The 21,557-nt window shown below is 52.3% G+C and carries 17 protein-coding genes; 11 read left to right on the top strand and 6 right to left on the bottom strand.

Going from position 1 to position 21,557, the window contains the following annotated elements; all coding sequences use genetic code 11:
• Nucleotides 1-104 precede the first annotated feature (104 nt).
• The 4 genes from dapB (at nt 105) to caiF (ending at nt 6,422) form a co-directional block, all read left to right on the top strand.
• Nucleotides 105-926: a 4-hydroxy-tetrahydrodipicolinate reductase gene (gene dapB, locus AACU19_RS04465; protein ID WP_000543585.1), complete on the top strand. Its 822-nt coding sequence runs from the start codon at nt 105-107 to the stop codon at nt 924-926.
• Nucleotides 927-1,381: 455 nt separating this feature from the next.
• A complete protein-coding gene (carA, locus tag AACU19_RS04460; protein WP_105278731.1) occupies nt 1,382-2,530 on the top strand; it encodes a glutamine-hydrolyzing carbamoyl-phosphate synthase small subunit in 1,149 nt (382 codons plus the stop codon).
• 17 nt (nt 2,531-2,547) lie between these two features.
• Complete coding sequence (gene carB, locus AACU19_RS04455; RefSeq protein WP_001126398.1) at nt 2,548-5,766, top strand: carbamoyl-phosphate synthase large subunit; 3,219 nt, start codon at nt 2,548-2,550, stop codon at nt 5,764-5,766.
• Between the two features lie 260 nt (nt 5,767-6,026).
• Nucleotides 6,027-6,422: a carnitine metabolism transcriptional regulator CaiF gene (gene caiF / locus AACU19_RS04450; protein WP_000333125.1), complete on the top strand. Its 396-nt coding sequence runs from the start codon at nt 6,027-6,029 to the stop codon at nt 6,420-6,422.
• A 116-nt stretch (nt 6,423-6,538) separates the two neighbouring features.
• Here caiF and caiE read toward each other — a convergent pair whose 3' ends face one another.
• The 6 genes from caiE to caiT all read right to left on the bottom strand — a co-directional run bounded on the left by caiE (nt 6,539) and on the right by caiT (nt 13,688).
• The gene (caiE, locus tag AACU19_RS04445) at nt 6,539-7,129 is read right to left on the bottom strand and encodes a carnitine operon protein CaiE (RefSeq protein ID WP_032302350.1); all 591 of its coding nucleotides are present in this window, start codon (nt 7,127-7,129) and stop codon (nt 6,539-6,541) included.
• A 5-nt stretch (nt 7,130-7,134) separates the two neighbouring features.
• Nucleotides 7,135-7,920, bottom strand: a complete 786-nt coding sequence (caiD, locus tag AACU19_RS04440; protein WP_105278730.1) for a crotonobetainyl-CoA hydratase — start codon at nt 7,918-7,920, stop codon at nt 7,135-7,137.
• A gap of 108 nt (nt 7,921-8,028) precedes the next feature.
• Entirely contained in the window at nt 8,029-9,582 is a 1,554-nt protein-coding gene (gene caiC / locus AACU19_RS04435) for a crotonobetaine/carnitine-CoA ligase (RefSeq protein ID WP_105278729.1), read from the bottom strand.
• 72 nt (nt 9,583-9,654) lie between these two features.
• On the bottom strand, nt 9,655-10,872 hold the full coding sequence (gene caiB / locus AACU19_RS04430; RefSeq protein WP_039021804.1) for an L-carnitine CoA-transferase: 1,218 nt from the start codon (nt 10,870-10,872) through the stop codon (nt 9,655-9,657).
• 128 nt (nt 10,873-11,000) lie between these two features.
• On the bottom strand, nt 11,001-12,143 hold the full coding sequence (gene caiA, locus AACU19_RS04425) for a crotonobetainyl-CoA dehydrogenase (RefSeq protein ID WP_000347117.1): 1,143 nt from the start codon (nt 12,141-12,143) through the stop codon (nt 11,001-11,003).
• 30 nt (nt 12,144-12,173) lie between these two features.
• Complete coding sequence (caiT, locus tag AACU19_RS04420; protein WP_105278728.1) at nt 12,174-13,688, bottom strand: L-carnitine/gamma-butyrobetaine antiporter; 1,515 nt, start codon at nt 13,686-13,688, stop codon at nt 12,174-12,176.
• Between the two features lie 472 nt (nt 13,689-14,160).
• Here caiT and AACU19_RS04415 point away from each other — a divergent pair, with 472 nt between their 5' ends.
• The 7 genes from AACU19_RS04415 (at nt 14,161) to kefC (ending at nt 21,391) form a co-directional block, all read left to right on the top strand.
• On the top strand, nt 14,161-14,931 hold the full coding sequence (locus tag AACU19_RS04415) for an electron transfer flavoprotein FixA (protein WP_000692221.1): 771 nt from the start codon (nt 14,161-14,163) through the stop codon (nt 14,929-14,931).
• Between the two features lie 14 nt (nt 14,932-14,945).
• On the top strand, nt 14,946-15,887 hold the full coding sequence (locus tag AACU19_RS04410) for an electron transfer flavoprotein subunit alpha/FixB family protein (RefSeq protein ID WP_001091489.1): 942 nt from the start codon (nt 14,946-14,948) through the stop codon (nt 15,885-15,887).
• Between the two features lie 50 nt (nt 15,888-15,937).
• Nucleotides 15,938-17,224, top strand: a complete 1,287-nt coding sequence (locus AACU19_RS04405; RefSeq protein ID WP_105278727.1) for an FAD-dependent oxidoreductase — start codon at nt 15,938-15,940, stop codon at nt 17,222-17,224.
• Complete coding sequence (gene fixX, locus AACU19_RS04400) at nt 17,221-17,508, top strand: ferredoxin-like protein FixX (RefSeq protein ID WP_000203741.1); 288 nt, start codon at nt 17,221-17,223, stop codon at nt 17,506-17,508. Before AACU19_RS04405 ends, fixX begins: the two co-directional genes overlap by 4 nt.
• A gap of 58 nt (nt 17,509-17,566) precedes the next feature.
• Nucleotides 17,567-18,898 carry an MFS transporter gene (locus AACU19_RS04395; RefSeq protein WP_105278726.1) on the top strand — a complete coding sequence of 444 codons (1,332 nt, stop codon included), beginning with the start codon at nt 17,567-17,569 and terminating at the stop codon, nt 18,896-18,898.
• Between the two features lie 107 nt (nt 18,899-19,005).
• Nucleotides 19,006-19,536, top strand: coding sequence for a glutathione-regulated potassium-efflux system oxidoreductase KefF (gene kefF, locus AACU19_RS04390; protein WP_032183187.1), 531 nt, complete (start codon nt 19,006-19,008; stop codon nt 19,534-19,536).
• A complete protein-coding gene (gene kefC / locus AACU19_RS04385) occupies nt 19,529-21,391 on the top strand; it encodes a glutathione-regulated potassium-efflux system protein KefC (RefSeq protein ID WP_105278725.1) in 1,863 nt (620 codons plus the stop codon). Before kefF ends, kefC begins: the two co-directional genes overlap by 8 nt.
• Nucleotides 21,392-21,557 lie beyond the last annotated feature (166 nt).

Here is a 21,557-nt window from a genome sequence, read left to right as displayed (position 1 = left end):
CTGTTTATCATTAATTTCTAATTATCAGCGTTTTTGGCTGGCGGCGTAGCGATGCGCTGGTTACTCTGAAAACGGTCTATGCAAATTAACAAAAGAGAATAGCTATGCATGATGCAAACATCCGCGTTGCCATCGCGGGAGCCGGGGGGCGTATGGGCCGCCAGTTGATTCAGGCGGCGCTGGCATTAGAAGGCGTGCAGCTGGGCGCGGCGCTGGAGCGCGAAGGATCTTCTTTACTGGGCAGCGACGCCGGTGAGCTGGCGGGTGCAGGAAAAACAGGCGTTACTGTGCAAAGCAGCCTTGATGCGATAAAAGATGATTTTGATGTGTTTATCGATTTTACCCGTCCGGAAGGTACGCTGAACCATCTCGCTTTTTGTCGCCAGCATGGCAAAGGGATGGTGATCGGCACTACGGGGTTTGACGAAGCCGGTAAACAGGCGATTCGTGACGCCGCCGCCGATATTGCGATTGTCTTTGCCGCCAATTTTAGCGTTGGCGTTAACGTCATGCTTAAGCTGCTGGAGAAAGCAGCCAAAGTGATGGGTGACTACACCGATATCGAAATTATTGAAGCACATCATAGACATAAAGTTGATGCGCCTTCAGGCACCGCACTGGCAATGGGAGAGGCGATCGCCCACGCCCTGGATAAAGATCTGAAAGATTGCGCGGTCTACAGTCGTGAAGGCCATACCGGTGAACGTGTGCCTGGCACCATTGGTTTTGCCACCGTGCGTGCAGGTGACATCGTTGGCGAACATACCGCGATGTTTGCCGATATTGGTGAGCGTCTGGAGATCACCCATAAGGCGTCCAGCCGCATGACATTTGCTAACGGTGCGGTAAGATCGGCTTTGTGGTTGAGTGGTAAGGAAAGTGGTCTTTTTGATATGCGAGATGTGCTTGATCTCAATAATTTGTAACCACAAAATGTTTATGATGATGCAAAAATAACACATTTAATTTATTGATTATAAAGGGCTTTAATTTTTGGCCCTTTTATTTTTAGTTTTTTATTTATAAAAGCATATAAAGTGCTAAAAATAACATGTTTTCGCTTTTATTTTTGTTGTTTCAATGTAAATTTTGACCATTTGGTCCACTTTTTTCTGCTCATTTTTATTTCATGCAATCTTCTCGCTGCGCAAGCGTTTTCCAGAACGGGTTATATGATCTTTTTGTCGCTTAATGCCTGCAAAACATGCATGAGCCACAAAATAATATAAAAAATACCACCATTAAGTTGACTTTTAACGCCCATATCTCCAGAATGCCGCCGTTTGCCAGAAATTCGTCGGTAAGCAGATTTGCATTGATTTACGTCATCATTGTGAATTAATATGCAAATAAAGTGAGTGAATATTCTCTGGAGGGTGTTTTGATTAAGTCAGCGCTATTGGTTCTGGAAGACGGAACCCAGTTTCACGGTCGGGCCATAGGGGCAACAGGTTCGGCGGTTGGGGAAGTCGTTTTCAATACTTCAATGACCGGTTATCAAGAAATCCTCACTGATCCTTCCTATTCTCGTCAAATCGTTACTCTTACTTATCCCCATATTGGCAATGTCGGCACTAATGACGCCGATGAAGAATCTTCTCAGGTACATGCACAAGGTCTGGTGATTCGCGACCTGCCGCTGATTGCCAGCAACTTCCGTAATACCGAAGACCTCTCTTCTTACCTTAAACGCCATAACATCGTGGCGATTGCTGATATCGATACCCGTAAGCTGACGCGTTTACTGCGTGAGAAAGGCGCACAGAATGGCTGCATTATCGCAGGCGATAACCCGGATGCGGCGCTGGCGTTAGAAAAAGCCCGCGCGTTCCCAGGTCTGAACGGCATGGATCTGGCAAAAGAAGTGACCACCGCAGAAGCCTATAGCTGGACACAAGGGAGCTGGACGTTGACCGGCGGCCTGCCAGAAGCGAAGAAAGAAGACGAGCTGCCGTTCCATGTTGTGGCTTATGATTTTGGTGCCAAGCGCAACATCCTGCGCATGTTGGTGGATAGAGGCTGCCGCCTGACCATCGTTCCGGCGCAAACCTCTGCGGAAGACGTGCTGAAAATGAATCCAGACGGCATCTTCCTCTCCAACGGTCCTGGCGACCCGGCACCGTGTGATTACGCTATTACTGCCATCCAGAAATTCCTCGAAACCGACATTCCGGTATTCGGCATCTGCCTCGGTCATCAGCTGCTGGCGCTGGCGAGCGGTGCGAAGACCATCAAAATGAAATTTGGTCACCACGGCGGCAACCATCCGGTTAAAGATGTGGAGAAAAACGTGGTGATGATCACCGCCCAGAACCACGGTTTTGCGGTGGATGAAGCAACATTACCTGCAAACCTGCGTGTCACACATAAATCCCTGTTCGACGGTACGTTACAGGGCATTCATCGCACCGATAAACCGGCGTTCAGCTTCCAGGGTCACCCGGAAGCCAGCCCTGGTCCACACGACGCAGCGCCGTTGTTCGACCACTTTATCGCGTTAATTGAGCAGTACCGTAAAACCGCTAAGTAATCAGGAGTAAAAGAGCCATGCCAAAACGTACAGATATAAAAAGTATCCTGATTCTGGGTGCGGGCCCGATTGTTATCGGTCAGGCGTGTGAGTTTGACTACTCTGGCGCGCAAGCATGTAAAGCCCTGCGCGAAGAGGGTTACCGCGTCATTCTGGTGAACTCCAACCCGGCGACCATCATGACCGACCCGGAAATGGCCGATGCGACCTACATCGAGCCGATTCACTGGGAAGTGGTACGCAAGATTATTGAAAAAGAGCGCCCGGACGCGGTGCTGCCAACGATGGGCGGTCAGACGGCGCTGAACTGTGCGCTGGAGCTGGAGCGTCAGGGCGTGCTGGAAGAGTTCGGCGTCACCATGATCGGTGCCACTGCCGATGCAATTGATAAAGCAGAAGACCGCCGTCGTTTCGACGTAGCGATGAAGAAAATCGGTCTGGAAACTGCGCGTTCCGGTATCGCACACACCATGGAAGAAGCGCTGGCAGTTGCCGCTGAAGTGGGCTTCCCGTGCATTATTCGTCCATCCTTTACTATGGGTGGTAGCGGTGGCGGTATCGCTTATAACCGCGAAGAGTTTGAAGAAATTTGCGCCCGCGGTCTGGATCTCTCTCCGACCAAAGAGCTGCTGATTGATGAGTCGCTGATCGGCTGGAAAGAGTACGAGATGGAAGTGGTGCGTGATAAAAACGACAACTGCATCATCGTCTGCTCTATCGAAAACTTCGATGCGATGGGCATCCACACCGGTGACTCCATCACTGTCGCGCCAGCCCAAACGCTGACCGACAAAGAATATCAAATCATGCGTAACGCCTCGATGGCGGTACTGCGTGAAATCGGCGTTGAAACCGGTGGTTCCAACGTCCAGTTTGCGGTGAACCCGAAAAATGGTCGCCTGATTGTTATCGAAATGAACCCGCGCGTGTCGCGTTCTTCGGCGCTGGCGTCGAAAGCGACCGGCTTCCCGATTGCTAAAGTGGCGGCGAAACTGGCGGTGGGTTACACCCTCGACGAACTGATGAACGACATCACCGGCGGGCGTACTCCGGCCTCCTTCGAGCCGTCCATCGACTACGTGGTCACCAAAATTCCTCGCTTCAACTTCGAGAAATTCGCCGGGGCGAACGACCGTCTGACCACTCAGATGAAATCGGTTGGCGAAGTGATGGCGATTGGTCGCACGCAGCAGGAATCCCTGCAAAAAGCGCTGCGCGGCCTGGAAGTGGGTGCAACTGGCTTCGACCCGAAAGTCAGCCTCGATGATCCGGAAGCGCTGACCAAAATTCGCCGCGAGCTGAAAGACGCAGGCGCAGAGCGTATCTGGTATATCGCCGATGCGTTCCGTGCGGGCCTGTCCGTAGACGGCGTCTTCAATCTGACCAATATCGACCGCTGGTTCCTGGTACAAATTGAAGAGCTGGTGCGCCTGGAAGAGAAAGTCGCAGAAGTGGGCATCACTGGCCTGAACGCTGACTTCCTGCGCCAGCTGAAACGCAAAGGCTTTGCCGATGCGCGTCTGGCAAAACTCGCGGGCGTGCGTGAAGCAGAAATCCGTAAGCTGCGTGACCAGTATGACCTGCACCCGGTTTACAAGCGCGTGGATACCTGTGCGGCAGAGTTCGCTACCGACACCGCTTATATGTACTCCACTTATGAAGAAGAGTGCGAATCCAACCCATCTGACCGTGACAAAATCATGGTCCTCGGCGGCGGCCCGAACCGTATCGGTCAGGGTATCGAATTCGACTACTGCTGCGTACACGCCTCACTGGCGCTGCGCGAAGACGGTTACGAGACCATCATGGTGAACTGTAACCCGGAAACCGTCTCCACCGACTACGACACCTCCGACCGTCTCTACTTCGAGCCGGTAACCCTGGAAGATGTGCTGGAAATCGTGCGTATCGAGAAGCCGAAAGGCGTTATCGTCCAGTACGGCGGCCAGACCCCGTTGAAACTGGCGCGCGCACTGGAAGCCGCTGGCGTACCGGTTATCGGTACCAGCCCGGATGCTATCGACCGTGCGGAAGACCGTGAACGCTTCCAGCATGCGGTTGACCGCCTGAAACTGAAACAGCCGGCAAACGCCACCGTCACCGCGATCGAAATGGCGGTTGAGAAAGCGAAAGAGATTGGCTACCCGCTGGTGGTGCGTCCGTCTTACGTTCTCGGCGGTCGGGCGATGGAAATCGTCTATGACGAAGCTGACCTGCGTCGCTACTTCCAGACGGCGGTGAGCGTGTCTAACGATGCACCAGTATTGCTGGACCACTTCCTCGATGACGCGGTAGAAGTGGATGTGGACGCCATCTGCGACGGTGAAATGGTGCTGATTGGCGGCATCATGGAGCATATTGAGCAGGCGGGCGTGCACTCCGGTGACTCCGCATGTTCTCTGCCAGCCTACACTTTAAGTCAGGAAATTCAGGATGTGATGCGCCAACAGGTGCAGAAACTGGCCTTCGAATTGCAGGTGCGCGGTCTGATGAACGTGCAGTTTGCGGTGAAAAACAACGAAGTCTACCTGATTGAAGTTAACCCGCGTGCGGCGCGTACCGTTCCGTTCGTCTCCAAAGCCACCGGCGTACCGCTGGCAAAAGTGGCGGCGCGTGTGATGGCTGGCAAATCGCTGGCTGAGCAGGGCGTAACTAAAGAAGTTATCCCGCCGTATTACTCGGTGAAAGAAGTGGTGCTGCCGTTCAACAAATTCCCCGGCGTTGACCCGCTGTTAGGGCCAGAAATGCGCTCCACCGGGGAAGTTATGGGCGTGGGCCGCACCTTCGCTGAAGCGTTTGCCAAAGCGCAGCTGGGCAGCAACTCCACCATGAAGAAACACGGGCGTGCGCTGCTTTCCGTGCGCGAAGGCGATAAAGAACGCGTGGTAGACCTGGCGGCAAAACTGCTGAAACAGGGCTTCGAGCTGGATGCGACCCACGGCACGGCGATTGTGCTGGGCGAAGCGGGTATCAATCCGCGTCTGGTAAACAAGGTGCATGAAGGTCGTCCGCACATTCAGGACCGCATCAAGAATGGCGAATATACCTACATCATCAACACCACTTCAGGCCGTCGTGCGATTGAGGACTCCCGCGTGATTCGTCGCAGTGCGCTGCAATATAAAGTGCATTATGACACCACCCTGAACGGTGGTTTCGCTACCGCGATGGCGCTGAATGCCGATGCGACTGAAAAAGTAATTTCGGTGCAGGAAATGCACGCGCAGATCAAATAATAGCGTGTCATGGCAGATATTTTTCATCCGCTAATTTGATCGAATAACTAATACGGTTCTCTGATGAGGACCGTTTTTTTTGCCCATTAAGTAAATCTTTTGGGGAATCGATATTTTTGATGACATAAGCAGGATTTAGCTCACACTTATCGACGGTGAAGTTGCATACTATCGATATATCCACAATTTTAATATGGCCTTGTTTAATTGCTTCAAAACGAGTCATAGCCAGACTTTTAATTTGTGAAACTGGAGTTCGTATGTGTGAAGGATATGTTGAAAAACCACTCTACTTGTTAATCGCCGAATGGATGATGGCTGAAAATCGGTGGGTGATAGCAAGAGAGATCTCTATTCATTTCGATATTGAACACAGCAAGGCGGTTAATACCCTGACTTATATTCTGTCGGAAGTCACAGAAATAAGCTGCGAAGTTAAGATGATCCCTAATAAGCTGGAAGGGCGGGGATGCCAGTGTCAGCGACTGGTTAAAGTGGTCGATATCGATGAGCAAATTTACGCGCGCCTGCGCAATAACAGTCGGGAAAAATTAGTCGGCGTAAGAAAGACACCGCGTATTCCTGCCGTTCCACTCACGGAACTTAACCGCGAGCAGAAGTGGCAAATGATGTTGTCGAAGAGTATGCGTCGTTAATTTAATTTCGTTGATACCGTGCGGTCTGGTTGCCGGATGCGATGCTGGCATCTTATCCGGCCTACGGTTGCTCTCCAGTCAGGTCGGATAAGGTGTTTACGCCGCATCCGACGATGTCACTGCTTTGGCGCCACATCCGTCGTCCCCTGCAAACGGGGACGATTTTCCTCCATTTGTCTCAACGGCTGCGTTTCATGTAACGCTACATGGCAGCGGCCGACAAGATCCTGATACTCTTTGGTATTCAACTGCTTCCAATGTAACTCGTCGTCACTAACACTGCGTACAGCGCGGGCAGGCGTGCCCATCAACAACTGGCGTTTCTCGCCGCTAAAGCCTGCTTTGACAAAGCTCATGGCGGCAACAATGCTCTCTTCGCCAATGACCGCGCCATCCATAATCACGCTGTTCATCCCGACCAATGCATCGCGACCAATCACACAACCATGTAGGATTGCTCCGTGCCCGATATGGCCGTTTTCCCCAACGATGGTGTCAGTGTCGCAGTAGCCATGCATAATGCAGCCATCCTGAATATTGGCTCCCGCTTGCACGATCAACCGCCCGTAATCACCACGCAGTGAGGCGAGTGGGCCGATGTAGACACCGGCTCCCACAATCACATCGCCAATCAATACTGCACTGGGATGGACAAACGCCGTCGGGTGAACCACCGGAATTAACCCTTCAAAGGCGTAATAGCTCACGGTTGTTAACGTCCTTTCCACACCGGATCGCGCTTCTCGGCAAACGCCAGTGGCCCTTCAATGGCATCTTCCGAATGCAGAACCGATGGATAGTGTTTCAACACGCCGCTGCGAATATAGCGATACGCTTCTTCTACTGGCATTTCGCTGGTGGTGCGGTAGATCTCTTTCAGCGCTGCGATCGCCAGTGGTGCGCTGTCAACGAGTTGCTGTGCCAGTTCGCGGGCGTTATCCATCAGCTCCGCCTGGCTAACCACGCGGTTGACTACTCCCCAACGCAGCGCCTCTTCTGCGCCCATTCTTCTGCCGGTCATTACCATTTCATTGACGATGGCAGGTGGCAGGATCTTCGGCAGACGCAGCACGCCGCCGCTGTCAGGAACGATGCCCAGTTTGGCTTCCGGCAGGGCGAAGCTGGCGTTATCGGCACAGACAATAAAATCTGCCGCCAGTGCCAATTCAAAGCCGCCGCCAAAGGTGTAGCCGTTCACAGCTGCGATTACTGGTTTGTCGAGATTGAAAATTTCGGTTAATCCCGCAAAACCACCTGGACCAAAGTCAGCATCCGGTGCTTCGCCTTCTGCTGCCGCTTTTAAATCCCAGCCTGCGGAAAAGAATTTCTCTCCGGCACCGGTAATAATGGCGACGCGTAATTGCGGATCGTCACGGAAATTTAGAAAGACTTCGCCCATTTCAAAGCTGGTTTTTGCATCAATAGCATTCGCTTTTGGGCGATCAAGGGTAATTTCCAGAATTGATCCATTGCGGGTCAGATGTAATGATTCACTCATTCCTTTTCTCCATTTTTGCTTCTTCAGGGACGACAACACCCCTGCAAAAAATGCATATTGTTTTAGAGGGTGATTATTAGTTGGCAGAGTAGTTCCCTGCCGTTTCATTTATTTCAGATTCTTTCTGATTATTTTTCCCGAGCAATTACGTGGCAGATCTTTTCTGATCTCCAGATAAGAGGGCACTTTAAATTTCGCCATATTTTGTTCGCAGAAGCGGAAAAATTCCTCTTCGCTCAATGTTTCACCTTCATTCAGCACCACAAATGCTTTGATGGCTTCATCGCGAATCGAATCTTTAATACCCACAACCACGATATCCTGAATTTTCGGGTGCGCGGCGATGATATTTTCCAGCTCCACGCAGGAGACATTCTCGCCACCGCGTTTAATCATATTGCAGCGGCGATCGACGAAATAAAAAAAGCCCTCTTCGTCGCGGTATCCGGTATCGCCAGTGTGCAGCCAGCCATCGGCTTCCAGGACTCTGGCAGTGGCTTGCGGGTTAAGAAAATATTCTTTGAAGATGGTTTTCCCTGGTACGCCTTTAATGCAGATTTCACCGATTTCACCAGCCGGGAGCGGACGATTGTGATCGTCGCGGATCTCCGCTTCGTAGCAAAATCCTGCACGGCCAATTGACGGCCAGCGTCGTTTATCGCCCGGGCGATCGCCGATAATGCCAACAATGGTTTCCGTCATCCCATAAGACGTCAGCAAGCGGACGCCAAAGCGTTCACAAAATGCGTCTTTTTCCTGCTCCGACAGGTTGAGATAAAACATCACTTCCCGCAGATGGTGTTGCCGATCGTTCACAGAAGGCGGCTGCACCATCAAGGTACGGATCATCATCGGAATGCATTCGGTAACGGTGGCGCGGTACTTTTGTACCTGTCCCCAGAAGGCGCGGGCGCTGTATTTCTCGACCAGCACAAAGGTGGCACCGGCAGAAAACGCCGCCATCGCCGCAGTACACTGACAATCGATATGAAATGCAGGCATTACCGTCAGGTAGACGTCATCGTCACGTAGTGCGCACTGCCAGGCGGAGTAATATCCGGCGAAGCGCAGGTTGTAATGGGTAATCACCACCCCTTTCGGCCGGGAAGTGGTACCGGAGGTAAAGAGAATTTCCGCCGTATCGTCGGTCGATAGCGGCGGTGCATAGCACAAGGAGGCAGGTTGTTGATTTTTCAGTTGAGTAAACGAACTCACGCCATCATCAGCGGGAAGCTCCACATCTGTCAGGCAAATGTGCCGCAGTTGCGTGGCATCTTCCTGCTGAATCTGTTGATATATGGGATAGAACTGCGCACTGGTCACCAGCAGACACGCCTGGCTATTTTGCAGGATCCACGCGCTTTCTTCGCGCAACAGGCGGGCGTTAATCGGCACCATAATTGCGCCAATTTTTACCAGCCCGAACCAGCAAAAGATAAATTCCGGGCAGTTGTCGAGATGTAGAGCAACCTTGTCGCCTTTGCGAATCCCCAGCGTATAAAACAGGTTTGCCGTGCGGTTAATCTCCTGATTTAACTCAAGATAACTGTACCGGTTAACGACTCCGCCGCTGGATTCACAAATCAACGCCGTTTTATGACCGTAAACGTCAGCCAGATCGTCCCACATTTGACGTAGATGTTGTCCGCCAATGATATCCATTGCACCTCTATCCATTTTAGTCATTTGTTATTGGGCGGGCGCTAGTCAGACAAGCCGACTGACGCCACGCGTTTAGTCCTCAACTTTGGCCAGACCTTTGCTGACCAACTCCTGAATGTCGTTTTCGCTGTAGCCGATATTTTTCAAAATGGCGGCTGTGTCCATGCCATGTGATGGCATTCCGCGCCAGATTTGACCGGGGTTATTTTTGAATTTCGGCATCACGTTTGGCCCTTTGCAGGTGCGACCATCCATTGTTTGCCACTGGGTGATTGATTCACGGGCCACATACTGTGGATTGCTTTCCAGTTCCGGTACGGTCAGCACTTTGGCGCAGGCGATATTCAGTTCGGCAAAGCGTTCTTTTACTTCTGCGATGGTATGTGTCGCCAGCCAGGCATCGAGTTTCTCTTCTACCAGTGGGCCGTAAGGGCATTCGATACGGTGGATAAGCTGAGTGCCTTCCGGAATTTCTGGCGTGCCAAGCAGATGTGCGAGGCCAATATCTTTAAAACATTCTGCAATCTGAGTAATACCCACCAGTTCCATTACGATGTAGCCGTCGGCGCATTTGTACAGACCGCAACCTGCATAGTAGGGATCTTTACCTTTGGTCATGCGCGGGCACATTTCGCCGCCGTTGAAGTAATCCATCATGAAGTACTGGCCCATACGCAGCATCACTTCGTACATAGCGATATCGATACTTTCACCTTTACCGGTTTCACGCACTTTATGCAGTGCTGCCAGCGCCGCCGTGGTTGCGGTCAGGCCAGAAAAGTAATCGGCGGTATACGGGAAGGCAGGCATTGGCTGGTCAACATCACCGTTCTGAATCAGGTAACCACTGAAGGCCTGGGCGATGGTGTTATAGGCCGGAAGATTGGTGTACTCCTCGGTGCCGTACTGACCAAAACCGGACAGGTGAGCGATAACCAGTTTCGGGTTGTGCTGCCACAGGACTTCATCGGTAATGCCACGACGGGCAAAGGCCGGACCTTTACTGGCTTCGATGAAGATATCGGTGGTTTCCATTAATTTCAGAAACGCTTCGCGGCCTTCATCTTTGAAAATATTTAACGACAGCGCGTGCAAATTACGGCGGGAGAGCTGCGGGTAGTTCGGTTGAACGCGAATGGTGTCGGCCCAGGCGACGTTCTCGATCCAGATAACTTCCGCCCCCCATTCTGCGAACATTTGCCCGGCGAACGGCCCGGCGATTTCGATACCGGAGAAGACAACGCGCAATCCGGCCAGCGGCCCGAATTTCGGCATGGGTAGATGATCCATTATTAGCTCCTGAAAAATTTATGTAGCGCATGACTGCCGGATGCGGCGTAAACGCTTTATCCGGCCGACATTCGTGCTCCCGTAGGCCTGATAAGACGCGTCAGCGTCGCATCAGGCAGCGCACGGACTTAGCGATATTGCTTCAGCACCGCGCGACCCAGCGTCAGGATCTGCATTTCGTCAGATCCTCCGGAAACGCGGTCTACACGCAGATCACGCCAGAAGCGGCTGATGCGGTGGTTGCCCGCAATCCCAACACCGCCCAGCACCTGCATTGCGCTATCCACCACTTCAAATGCCGCATTGGCGCAGAAGTATTTGCACATTGCTGCATCGCCAGAGGTGATGGTGCCGTTGTCTGCTTTCCACGCTGCTTCATACAGCATGTTTTTCATGGAGTTTAATTTGATCGCCATGTGGGCGAATTTTTCCTGAATCAACTGGAAACGACCAATAGCCTCGCCAAACTGTACGCGTTGGTTGGCGTATCGCGCCGCATCTTCAAAGGCGCACATCGCCGTACCGTAGTTGGTGAGGGCTACCAGGAAACGTTCATGGTCGAACTCTTCTTTGACGCGGTTAAAGCCGTTACCTTCCCGACCGAACATGTCTTTCTCGTCCAGTTCCACATCGTCAAAGGTGATTTCACAGCAGCTATCCATACGCAGACCGAGCTTCTCTAGTTTGGTCACTTTGATGCCCGGTTTGCTCATATCAACAAACCATTCGGTGTAGACAGGTTTGTCCGGAGAAGCCCCGTCACGCGCCATCACCACGATGTACGGGGTGTAGGCGCTGCTGGTAATAAAACACTTACTACCATTAAGATAAATCTTACCATTTCTACGGGTATAAGTCGTTTTCAGGCTACCCACGTCAGAGCCAGCCCCGGGTTCGGTAATCGCTGAGTTCCACATCTGCTTACCAGTACCACGAAACGCCATAATCTTGTCGATCTGCTCTTGTGTGCCTTCGCGCAGGAAGGTGTTGAATCCACCCGGCAACTGGTACAGCACGTAGGTTGGTGCCCCCAAACGACCCAATTCCATCCACACGGCGGCGAGGGTGACAAAACCTGCGTCCAGCCCGCCGTGCTCTTCCGGGATAAGCAGGCTGTCGATACCCATATCTGCCAGTGCTTTGACAAAACGTTCCGGGTAGACGCTGTCACGGTCGCACTCGGCAAAATAGGCCTCCCAGTTTTCGCTGGCCATCAGTTCGCGGATACCGGCGACAAACAGTTCCTGCTCATCATTTAAATTAAAATCCATCTTTCAACCTCTTGATATTTTGTGGGTTAATTAATCTTTCCAGTTCTGTTTCGCGTCTTTAATAAAGGAGAGCGTCACCATAATGTTGACGAAGAACAGCGGGCATCCTCCGGCAATAATGGCGGTTTGAATCGGTTTCAGGCCGCCGAGCGCCAGCAGAACAATACCGATAATGCCAACCTGAATTGACCAGCCGATACGCACCAGCAGCGGTGGCTCTTCGCCATCGCGTACTTCGCGGCAAGTGGACATCGCCAGGGTATAAGAGCAGGCGTTAACCAGGGTAACGGTGGCGATAAAGCAGAGGATGAAGAAGCCCCACATGGTGGCGGTGCTGAGCGGTAGAGCAGCCCAGGTTTCGATGATGGCGCGCGCGACACCGTACTGTTCGATCAGATGCGGAATGTTGATGATGTTTTTATCCATCAACAGCAGAGTGTTACTACCGAGTACAGTCCACAGGATCCAGGTGGATGCGGTCAGACCCAGTACCATGCCGAAGCACAGTTCACGCACGGTACGACCACGGGAGATGCGGGCGAGGAAGATACTCATCTGGATAGCGTAAATTACCCACCATGCCCAGTAGAACACGGTCCAGCCCTGCGGGAAGCCGCCTTTGGCGATGGGATCGGTATAGAACAACATACGCGGCAGATACATCAGCAACATTCCCACCGAATCGGTGAAGTAGTTCATGATGAAGCTGGCACCGCTGACGATGAACACCCAACCCAGCATCAGGAAGCTCAGGTAACTACGCACGTCACTGGCGATACGTACCCCTTTTTGCAGACCACAGGCGACGCAAATGGCGTTGAGGATAATCCAGCAGGTAATGATGATAGCGTCCAGTTGCAGGGTATGCGGAATACCAAACAACCACTGCATACACTCGGTCACCAGCGGCGTAGCAAGGCCCAGGCTGGTGCCCATGGCGAAGATCAAGGCGACGAGATAGAAGTTGTCGACGATAGTGCCGAACAGCCCTTTGGCGTGTTTTTCACCTACCAGCGGCACCAGGGTGGAGCTGGGGCGAATCACTTCCATTTTGCGGACAAAGAAGAAGTAAGCGAAGGCGACGGAGAGGAAGCTGTAAGTGGCCCACGGCAACGGTCCCCAGTGGAACAAGCTGTAAGCCAGCCCCAGCTCTTTCGCACCCGTCGAGTTCGGTTCTAAGCCAAACGGCGGGGTAGAGATGTAGTAGTAGATCTCAATCGATCCCCAGAACAGTACGGCAGCAGACGTGCAGGAGGCGAACATCATAAAGATCCAACTGGCGGTACTAAATTCTGGTGGTTCGTTACCTAAACGCTTTTTGGCATACGGGCCAAACACCAGCCAGAACCAACCGAAAAGCATCACCACCATATACCATTCAAATGCCCATCCCCATACATTGGTGACGTAACTGAATACAGCATTAATAACGACATTCGCCGCATCCAGATCTCTGACTGTAAGCCAACAAAGTATGCCGACGACTATTAACGGCGGAAAGAAAACCTTCGGTTCTATTCCCGTTTTTCTCTTTTCATTCTTCATGAGTTAATTCCACTGTGAAAACGAATATTTATTTTGCGTTCCCGTTTGTTTTATTTTTGTTAACATTTAATATGATTATTATTAACCTCGTGGACGCGTTAATGGCTAACTCATAATGGGTATTCAACAAGCTGCATTCTGTGATTGTTATCACATTTTTGTTTCGGGTAAATAGAGGGCATTTTTGTGTTAATTTTGATTATTAATCAGTTTGTTATGTTCTGATATGAGTAAAAAAATAGCATCTGACTTTCAATATTGGTGATCCATAAAACAATATTGAAAATTTCTTTTTGCTACGCCGTGTTTTCAATATTGGTGAGGAACTTAACAATATTGAAAGTTGGATTTATCTGCGTGTGACATTTTCAATATTGGTGATTAAAGTTTTATTTCCAAATTAAAGGGCGTGATATCTGTAATTAACACCACCGATATGAACGACGTTTCCTTCATGATTTCTGGAGATGCAATGAAGATTATTACTTGCTATAAGTGCGTGCCTGATGAACAGGATATTGCGGTCAATAATGCTGATGGTTCGTTAGACTTCAGTAAAGCCGATGCCAAAATAAGCCAATACGATCTCAACGCTATTGAAGCGGCTTGTCAGTTAAAACAGCAGGCGGCAGAAGCGCAGGTGACGGCCTTAAGTGTGGGCGGTAAAGCCCTGACCAACGCCAAAGGGCGTAAAGATGTGCTATCACGCGGTCCGGATGAACTGATTGTGGTGATTGATGACCAGTTCGAGCAGGCACTGCCGCAACAAACGGCGACTGCACTGGCTGCAGCCGCCCAGAAAGCAGGGTTTGATCTGATCCTCTGCGGCGATGGTTCTTCCGACCTTTATGCCCAGCAGGTTGGTCTGCTGGTGGGCGAAATCCTCAATATTCCGGCAGTTAACGGCGTCAGCAAAATTATCTCCCTGACGGCAGATACCCTGACCGTTGAGCGCGAACTGGAAGATGAAACAGAAACGTTAAGCATTCCGCTGCCTGCGGTTGTTGCTGTTTCCACTGATATCAACTCCCCACAAATTCCTTCGATGAAAGCCATTCTCGGCGCGGCGAAAAAGCCAGTCCAGGTATGGTCGGCGGCGGATATTGGCTTTAACGCCGTGGAAGCCTGGTCTGAACAACAGGTTGCCGCACCGAAACAGCGCGAGCGTCAGCGCATCGTGATTGAAGGTGACGGCGAAGAACAGATCGCCGCATTTGCTGAAAATCTTCGCAAAGTCATTTAATTACAGGGGATGCTATGAACACGTTTTCTCAAGTCTGGGTATTCAGCGATACCCCTTCTCGTCTGCCGGAACTGATGAACGGTGCGCAGGCTTTAGCTAATCAAATCAACACCTTTGTCCTCAATGATGCCGACGGCGCACTGGCAATCCAGCTTGGTGCTAATCATGTCTGGACATTAAGCGGCAAACCGGACGATCGGATGATCGAAGATTACGCCGGTGTCATGGCTGACACTATTCGCCAGCACGGCGCAGACGGTCTGGTGCTGTTGCCGAATACCCGTCGCGGCAAATTACTGGCGGCAAAACTGGGTTACCGCCTTAAAGCGGCGGTTTCGAACGATGCCAGCGCCGTTAGCGTGCAGGACGGTAAAGCGACAGTGAAACACATGGTTTACGGCGGTCTGGCGATTGGCGAAGAACGCATTGCCACGCCGTATGCGGTACTGACCATCAGCAGCGGCACGTTTGATGCGGCTCAGCCAGACGCGTCACGTACTGGCGAAACACACACCGTGGCGTGGCAGGCTCCGGCGGTGGCGATTACCCGCACGGCAACCCAGGCGCGCCAGAGCAACAGCGTCGATCTCGACAAAGCCCGTCTGGTGGTCAGCGTCGGTCGCGGCATTGGCAGCAAAGAAAACATTGCGCTGGCGGAACAGCTTTGCAAGGCGATAGGTGCGGAGCTGGCCTGTTCTCGTCCGGTGGCAGAAAACGAAAAATGGATGGAGCACGAACGCTATGTCGGTATCTCCAACCTGATGCTGAAACCTGAATTGTACCTGGCGGTGGGGATCTCCGGGCAGATCCAGCACATGGTTGGCGCTAACGCGTCGCAAACTATTTTCGCCATCAACAAAGATAAAAATGCGCCGATCTTCCAGTTCGCGGATTACGGCATTGTTGGTGACGCCGTGAAGATCCTTCCGGCGCTGACCGCCGCTTTAGCGCGTTGATCCACTCTGGCAGGGCTGCATTTCGGCCCTGCCGCTGACAGGGAGCTCTTATGTCCGAAGATATCTTTGACGCCATCATCGTCGGTGCAGGGCTTGCCGGTTCGGTTGCCGCACTGGTGCTCGCCCGCGAAGGTGCGCAAGTGTTAGTTATCGAGCGTGGCAATTCCGTAGGTGCCAAGAACGTCACCGGCGGGCGTCTCTATGCCCACAGTCTGGAACACATTATTCCTGGTTTCGCCGAATCCGCCCCCGTAGAACGCCTGATCACCCATGAAAAACTCGCGTTTATGACGGAAAAGTCAGCGATGACTATGGACTACTGCAACGGTGACGAAGCCTCACCATCACAGCGTTCTTACTCCGTTTTGCGCAGTAAATTTGATGCCTGGCTGATGGAGCAGGCCGAAGAAGCGGGTGCGCAGTTAATTACCGGGATTCGTGTCGATAACCTCGTACAGCGCGATGGCAAAGTCGTCGGTGTAGAAGCCGATGGCGATGTGATTGAAGCGAAAACGGTGATCCTTGCTGACGGGGTGAATTCCATCCTTGCCGAAAAGCTGGGGATGGCAAAACGCGTCAAACCGACGGATGTGGCGGTTGGCGTGAAGGAACTGATCGAGTTACCGAAGTCGGTTATCGAAGACCGTTTTCAGTTGCAGGGTAATCAGGGGGCGGCTTGCCTGTTTGCGGGATCACCTACTGATGGCCTGATGGGCGGCGGCTTCCTTTATACCAATGAAAATACCCTGTCGCTGGGGCTGGTTTGCGGTCTGCATCATCTGCATGACGCAAAAAAATCGGTGCCGCAAATGCTGGAAGATTTCAAACAACATCCGGCAGTTGCACCGCTGATTGCGGGCGGCAAGCTGGTGGAATATTCCGCTCACGTAGTGCCGGAAGCAGGCATCAACATGCTGCCGGAGCTGGTCGGTGACGGCGTGTTGATTGCCGGTGATGCTGCCGGAATGTGTATGAACCTCGGTTTTACTATTCGCGGTATGGATCTGGCGATTGCCGCCGGGGAAGCTGCTGCAAAAACCGTGCTTTCAGCGATGAAAAGCGACGATTTCAGTAAGCAAAAACTGGCGGAATATCGTCAGCATCTTGAGAGTGGCCCACTGCGCGATATGCGCATGTACCAGAAACTACCGGCGTTCCTTGATAACCCACGCATGTTTAGCGGTTACCCGGAACTGGCGGTGGGCGTGGCGCGTGACCTGTTCACCATTGACGGCAGCGCGCCGGAACTGATGCGCAAGAAAATCCTCCGCCACGGCAAGAAAGTGGGCTTCATCAATCTGATCAAGGATGGCATGAAAGGAGTGACCGTTTTATGACTTCTCCCGTCAATGTGGACGTCAAACTGGGCGTCAATAAATTCAATGTCGATGAAGAGCATCCGCACATTGTTGTAAAGGCCGATGCGGATAAACAGGCGCTGGAGCTGCTGGTAAAAGCGTGCCCCGCAGGTCTGTATAAGAAGCAGGATGATGGCAGTGTGCGCTTCGATTACGCCGGATGTCTGGAGTGCGGCACCTGTCGCATTCTGGGGCTGGGGTCGGCGTTGGAACAGTGGGAATACCCGCGCGGCACCTTTGGTGTGGAGTTTCGTTACGGTTGATGTTGGTTTGATACGTAACGCCGTACTGACTCTCATTGTAAAAAAACAGGAATAACCCATGCAACCGTCCAGAAACTTTGACGATCTCAAATTCTCCTCAATTCACCGCCGCATTTTGCTGTGGGGAAGCGGTGGCCCGTTTCTGGATGGTTATGTACTGGTAATGATTGGCGTGGCGCTGGAGCAACTGACACCTGCGCTGAAGCTGGACGCAGACTGGATTGGCTTGCTGGGGGCGGGAACGCTCGCCGGGCTGTTTGTCGGTACATCGCTGTTTGGCTATATCTCCGATAAAGTCGGACGGCGCAAAATGTTCCTCATTGATATCATCGCCATTGGTGTGATATCGGTAGCAACGATGTTTGTCTCATCCCCCATCGAACTACTAGTGATGCGGGTACTCATCGGCATTGTCATCGGTGCGGATTATCCCATCGCGACTTCCATGATCACCGAGTTCTCCAGCACCCGTCAGCGGGCGTTTTCAATCAGCTTTATCGCCGCTATGTGGTATGTCGGCGCGACCTGTGCCGATCTGGTCGGCTACTGGCTTTATGATGTGGAAGGCGGCTGGCGCTGGATGCTGGGTAGCGCGGCGATCCCCTGTTTGTTGATTTTGATTGGTCGATTCGAACTGCCAGAATCTCCCCGCTGGTTATTACGCAAAGGGCGAGTGAAAGAGTGCGAAGAGATGATGATCAAACTGTTTGGTGAGCCGGTGGCTTTCGACGAAGAGCCGCCGCAGCAAGCCCGTTTTCGCGATCTGTTTAATCGCCGCCATTTTCCTTTTGTTCTGTTTGTTGCCGCCATCTGGACCTGCCAGGTGATCCCGATGTTCGCTATTTACACCTTTGGCCCGCAAATAGTTGGTATGCTGGGATTGGGCGTTGGCAAAAACGCGGCACTGGGGAACGTGGTGATTAGCCTGTTCTTTATGCTCGGCTGTATTCCGCCGATGCTGTGGCTAAACACTGCCGGACGGCGTCCGTTGTTGATTGGCAGCTTTGCCATGATGACGCTGGCGTTGGCGGTTTTGGGGCTGATCCCGGATATGGGGATCTGGCTGGTAGTGATGGCATTTGCGGTGTATGCCTTTTTCTCTGGTGGGCCGGGTAATTTGCAGTGGCTCTATCCTAATGAACTCTTCCCGACGGATATCCGCGCCTCTGCTGTGGGCGTTATTATGTCCTTAAGTCGTATTGGCACCATTGTTTCAACCTGGGCGCTGCCGATCTTTATCAATAATTACGGCATCAGTAACACGATGCTGATGGGAGCAGGTATCTCGCTGTTTGGTTTGTTGATTTCCATTGCGTTTGCGCCAGAGACACGGGGGATGTCGCTGGCCCAGACCAGCAATATGACGATTCGCAGGCAACGAATGGGGTAATTTATTCAGATTTCTGCCTTTTTTGAATCAATATTATTGACTATTAGCTGCGTGAATATGTGACTACACTTTGTGGGAAAACAAAGGCGTAAACACGCGAGTTAACTATGATCCTCATAATTTATGCGCATCCGTATCCGCATCATTCTCATGCGAATAAACGGATGCTTGAACACGCAAGGACGCTGGAAGGCGTCGAAGTTCGCTCTCTTTATCAACTCTATCCTGACTTCAATATCGATATTGCTGCCGAGCAGGAGGCGTTGTCTCGCGCCGACCTGATCGTCTGGCAGCACCCGATGCAGTGGTACAGCATTCCACCGCTCCTCAAACTTTGGATCGATAAAGTTTTCTCGCACGGCTGGGCTTACGGTCACGGCGGCACGGCACTGCATGGTAAACATTTGCTGTGGGCGGTGACGACCGGCGGCGGGGAAAGTCATTTTGAGATTGGCGCGCATCCGGGCTTTGATGTGCTGTCGCAGCCGCTACAGGCGACGGCAATCTACTGCGGGCTGAACTGGCTGCCACCGTTTGCCATGCACTGCACCTTTATTTGTGACGACGAAACCCTCGAAGGGCAGGCGCGTCACTATAAGCAACGTCTGCTGGAATGGCAGGAGGCACATCATGGATAGCCATACGCTGATTCAGGCGCTGATCTACCTCGGTTCGGCGGCGCTGATTGTACCCATTGCGGTGCGCCTAGGGCTTGGCTCGGTTCTTGGCTACCTGATCGCGGGCTGCATTATTGGCCCGTGGGGGCTGCGACTGGTGACCGATGCCGAATCTATTCTGCACTTTGCCGAGATCGGCGTGGTGCTGATGCTGTTTATTATCGGCCTCGAACTCGATCCACAAAGGCTGTGGAAGCTGCGTGCGGCGGTGTTCGGCGGCGGCGCATTGCAGATGGTGATATGCGGCGGCCTGCTGGGGCTGTTTTGTATGTTACTTGGGCTGCGCTGGCAGGTAGCGGAACTGATCGGCATGACGCTGGCGCTCTCATCAACGGCGATTGCCATGCAGGCGATGAATGAACGCAACCTGATGGTGACACAAATGGGCCGTAGTGCCTTTGCGGTGCTGCTGTTCCAGGATATCGCCGCGATCCCGCTGGTGGCGATGATCCCGCTACTGGCGGCGAGCAGTGCCTCGACGACGATGGGCGCATTTGCTCTCTCGGCGTTAAAAGTGGCGGGTGCACTGGTGCTGGTGGTACTGCTGGGGCGCTATGTCACGCGTCCGGCGCTGCGTTTTGTTGCCCGCTCTGGCTTGCGGGAAGTGTTTAGTGCCGTAGCGTTATTCCTCGTGTTTGGCTTTGGTTTGCTGCTGGAAGAGGTCGGCTTGTCGATGGCGATGGGCGCGTTTCTGGCGGGCGTACTGCTGGCAAGCTCGGAATACCGCCATGCGTTGGAAAGCGATATCGAGCCATTTAAAGGTTTGCTGTTGGGGCTGTTTTTCATCGGTGTTGGCATGTCGATAGACTTTGGCACGCTGATTGAAAACCCATTGCGCATTGTCATTTTGCTGCTTGGTTTCCTCATCATCAAAATCGCCATGCTGTGGCTGATTACCCGACCGTTGCAGGTGCCAAATAAACAGCGTCGCTGGTTTGCGGTGTTATTAGGACAGGGCAGTGAGTTTGCCTTTGTAGTATTTGGTGCGGCGCAGATGGCGAATGTGCTGGAGCCGGAGTGGGCGAAGTCGCTGATCCTGGCGGTGGCGCTGTCGATGGCGGCAACGCCGATTCTGCTGGTGATCCTCAATCGCCTTGAGCAATCTTCTACCGAACAAGCGCGTGAAGCCGATGAGATTGATGAAGAACAGCCGCGGGTGATCATTGCTGGATTCGGTCGTTATGGACAGATTACCGGACGTTTACTGCTCTCCAGCGGGGTGAAAATGGTGGTGCTCGATCATGATCCTGACCATATCGAAACCTTGCGCAAATTTGGCATGAAAGTGTTTTACGGCGATGCCACGCGGATGGATTTACTGGAATCTGCCGGAGCGGCGAAAGCAGAAGTGCTGATTAACGCCATTGACGATCCACAAACCAACCTGCAACTGACGGAGATGGTGAAAGAACATTTCCCGCATCTGCAGATTATTGCCCGCGCCCGTGATGTCGATCACTACATTCGTTTGCGTCAGGCAGGCGTTGAAAAGCCGGAGCGTGAAACCTTTGAAGGTGCGCTGAAAACCGGGCGTCTGGCGCTGGAAAGTTTAGGTCTGGGACCGTATGAAGCACGGGAGCGCGCCGATGTTTTTCGCCGTTTTAATATTCAGATGGTGGAAGAGATGGCAATGGTTGAGAACGACACCAAAGCCCGTGCGGCGGTCTATAAACGTACCAGCGCGATGTTAAGTGAGATCATTACTGAGGACCGCGAACATCTGTCATTAATTCAACGACATGGCTGGCAGGGAACCGAAGAAGGGAAACATACCGGCAACATGGCGGATGAACCGGAAACGAAACCCTCATCCTAATAAAGAGTGACGTAAATCACACTTTACAGCTAACTGTTTGTTTTTGTTGCATTGTAATGCGGCGAGTCCAGAGGGAGAGCGTGGACTCGCCAGCAGAATATAAAATTTTCCTCAACATCATCCTCGCACCAGTCGACGACGGTTTACGCTTTACGTATAGTGGCGA

This window comes from Escherichia sp. MOD1-EC4550, from assembly GCF_963876935.1.
In the GTDB taxonomy this organism is placed as follows: domain Bacteria; phylum Pseudomonadota; class Gammaproteobacteria; order Enterobacterales; family Enterobacteriaceae; genus Escherichia; species Escherichia coli_F.
This window is presented reverse-complemented; position numbering and strand designations above follow the sequence as displayed.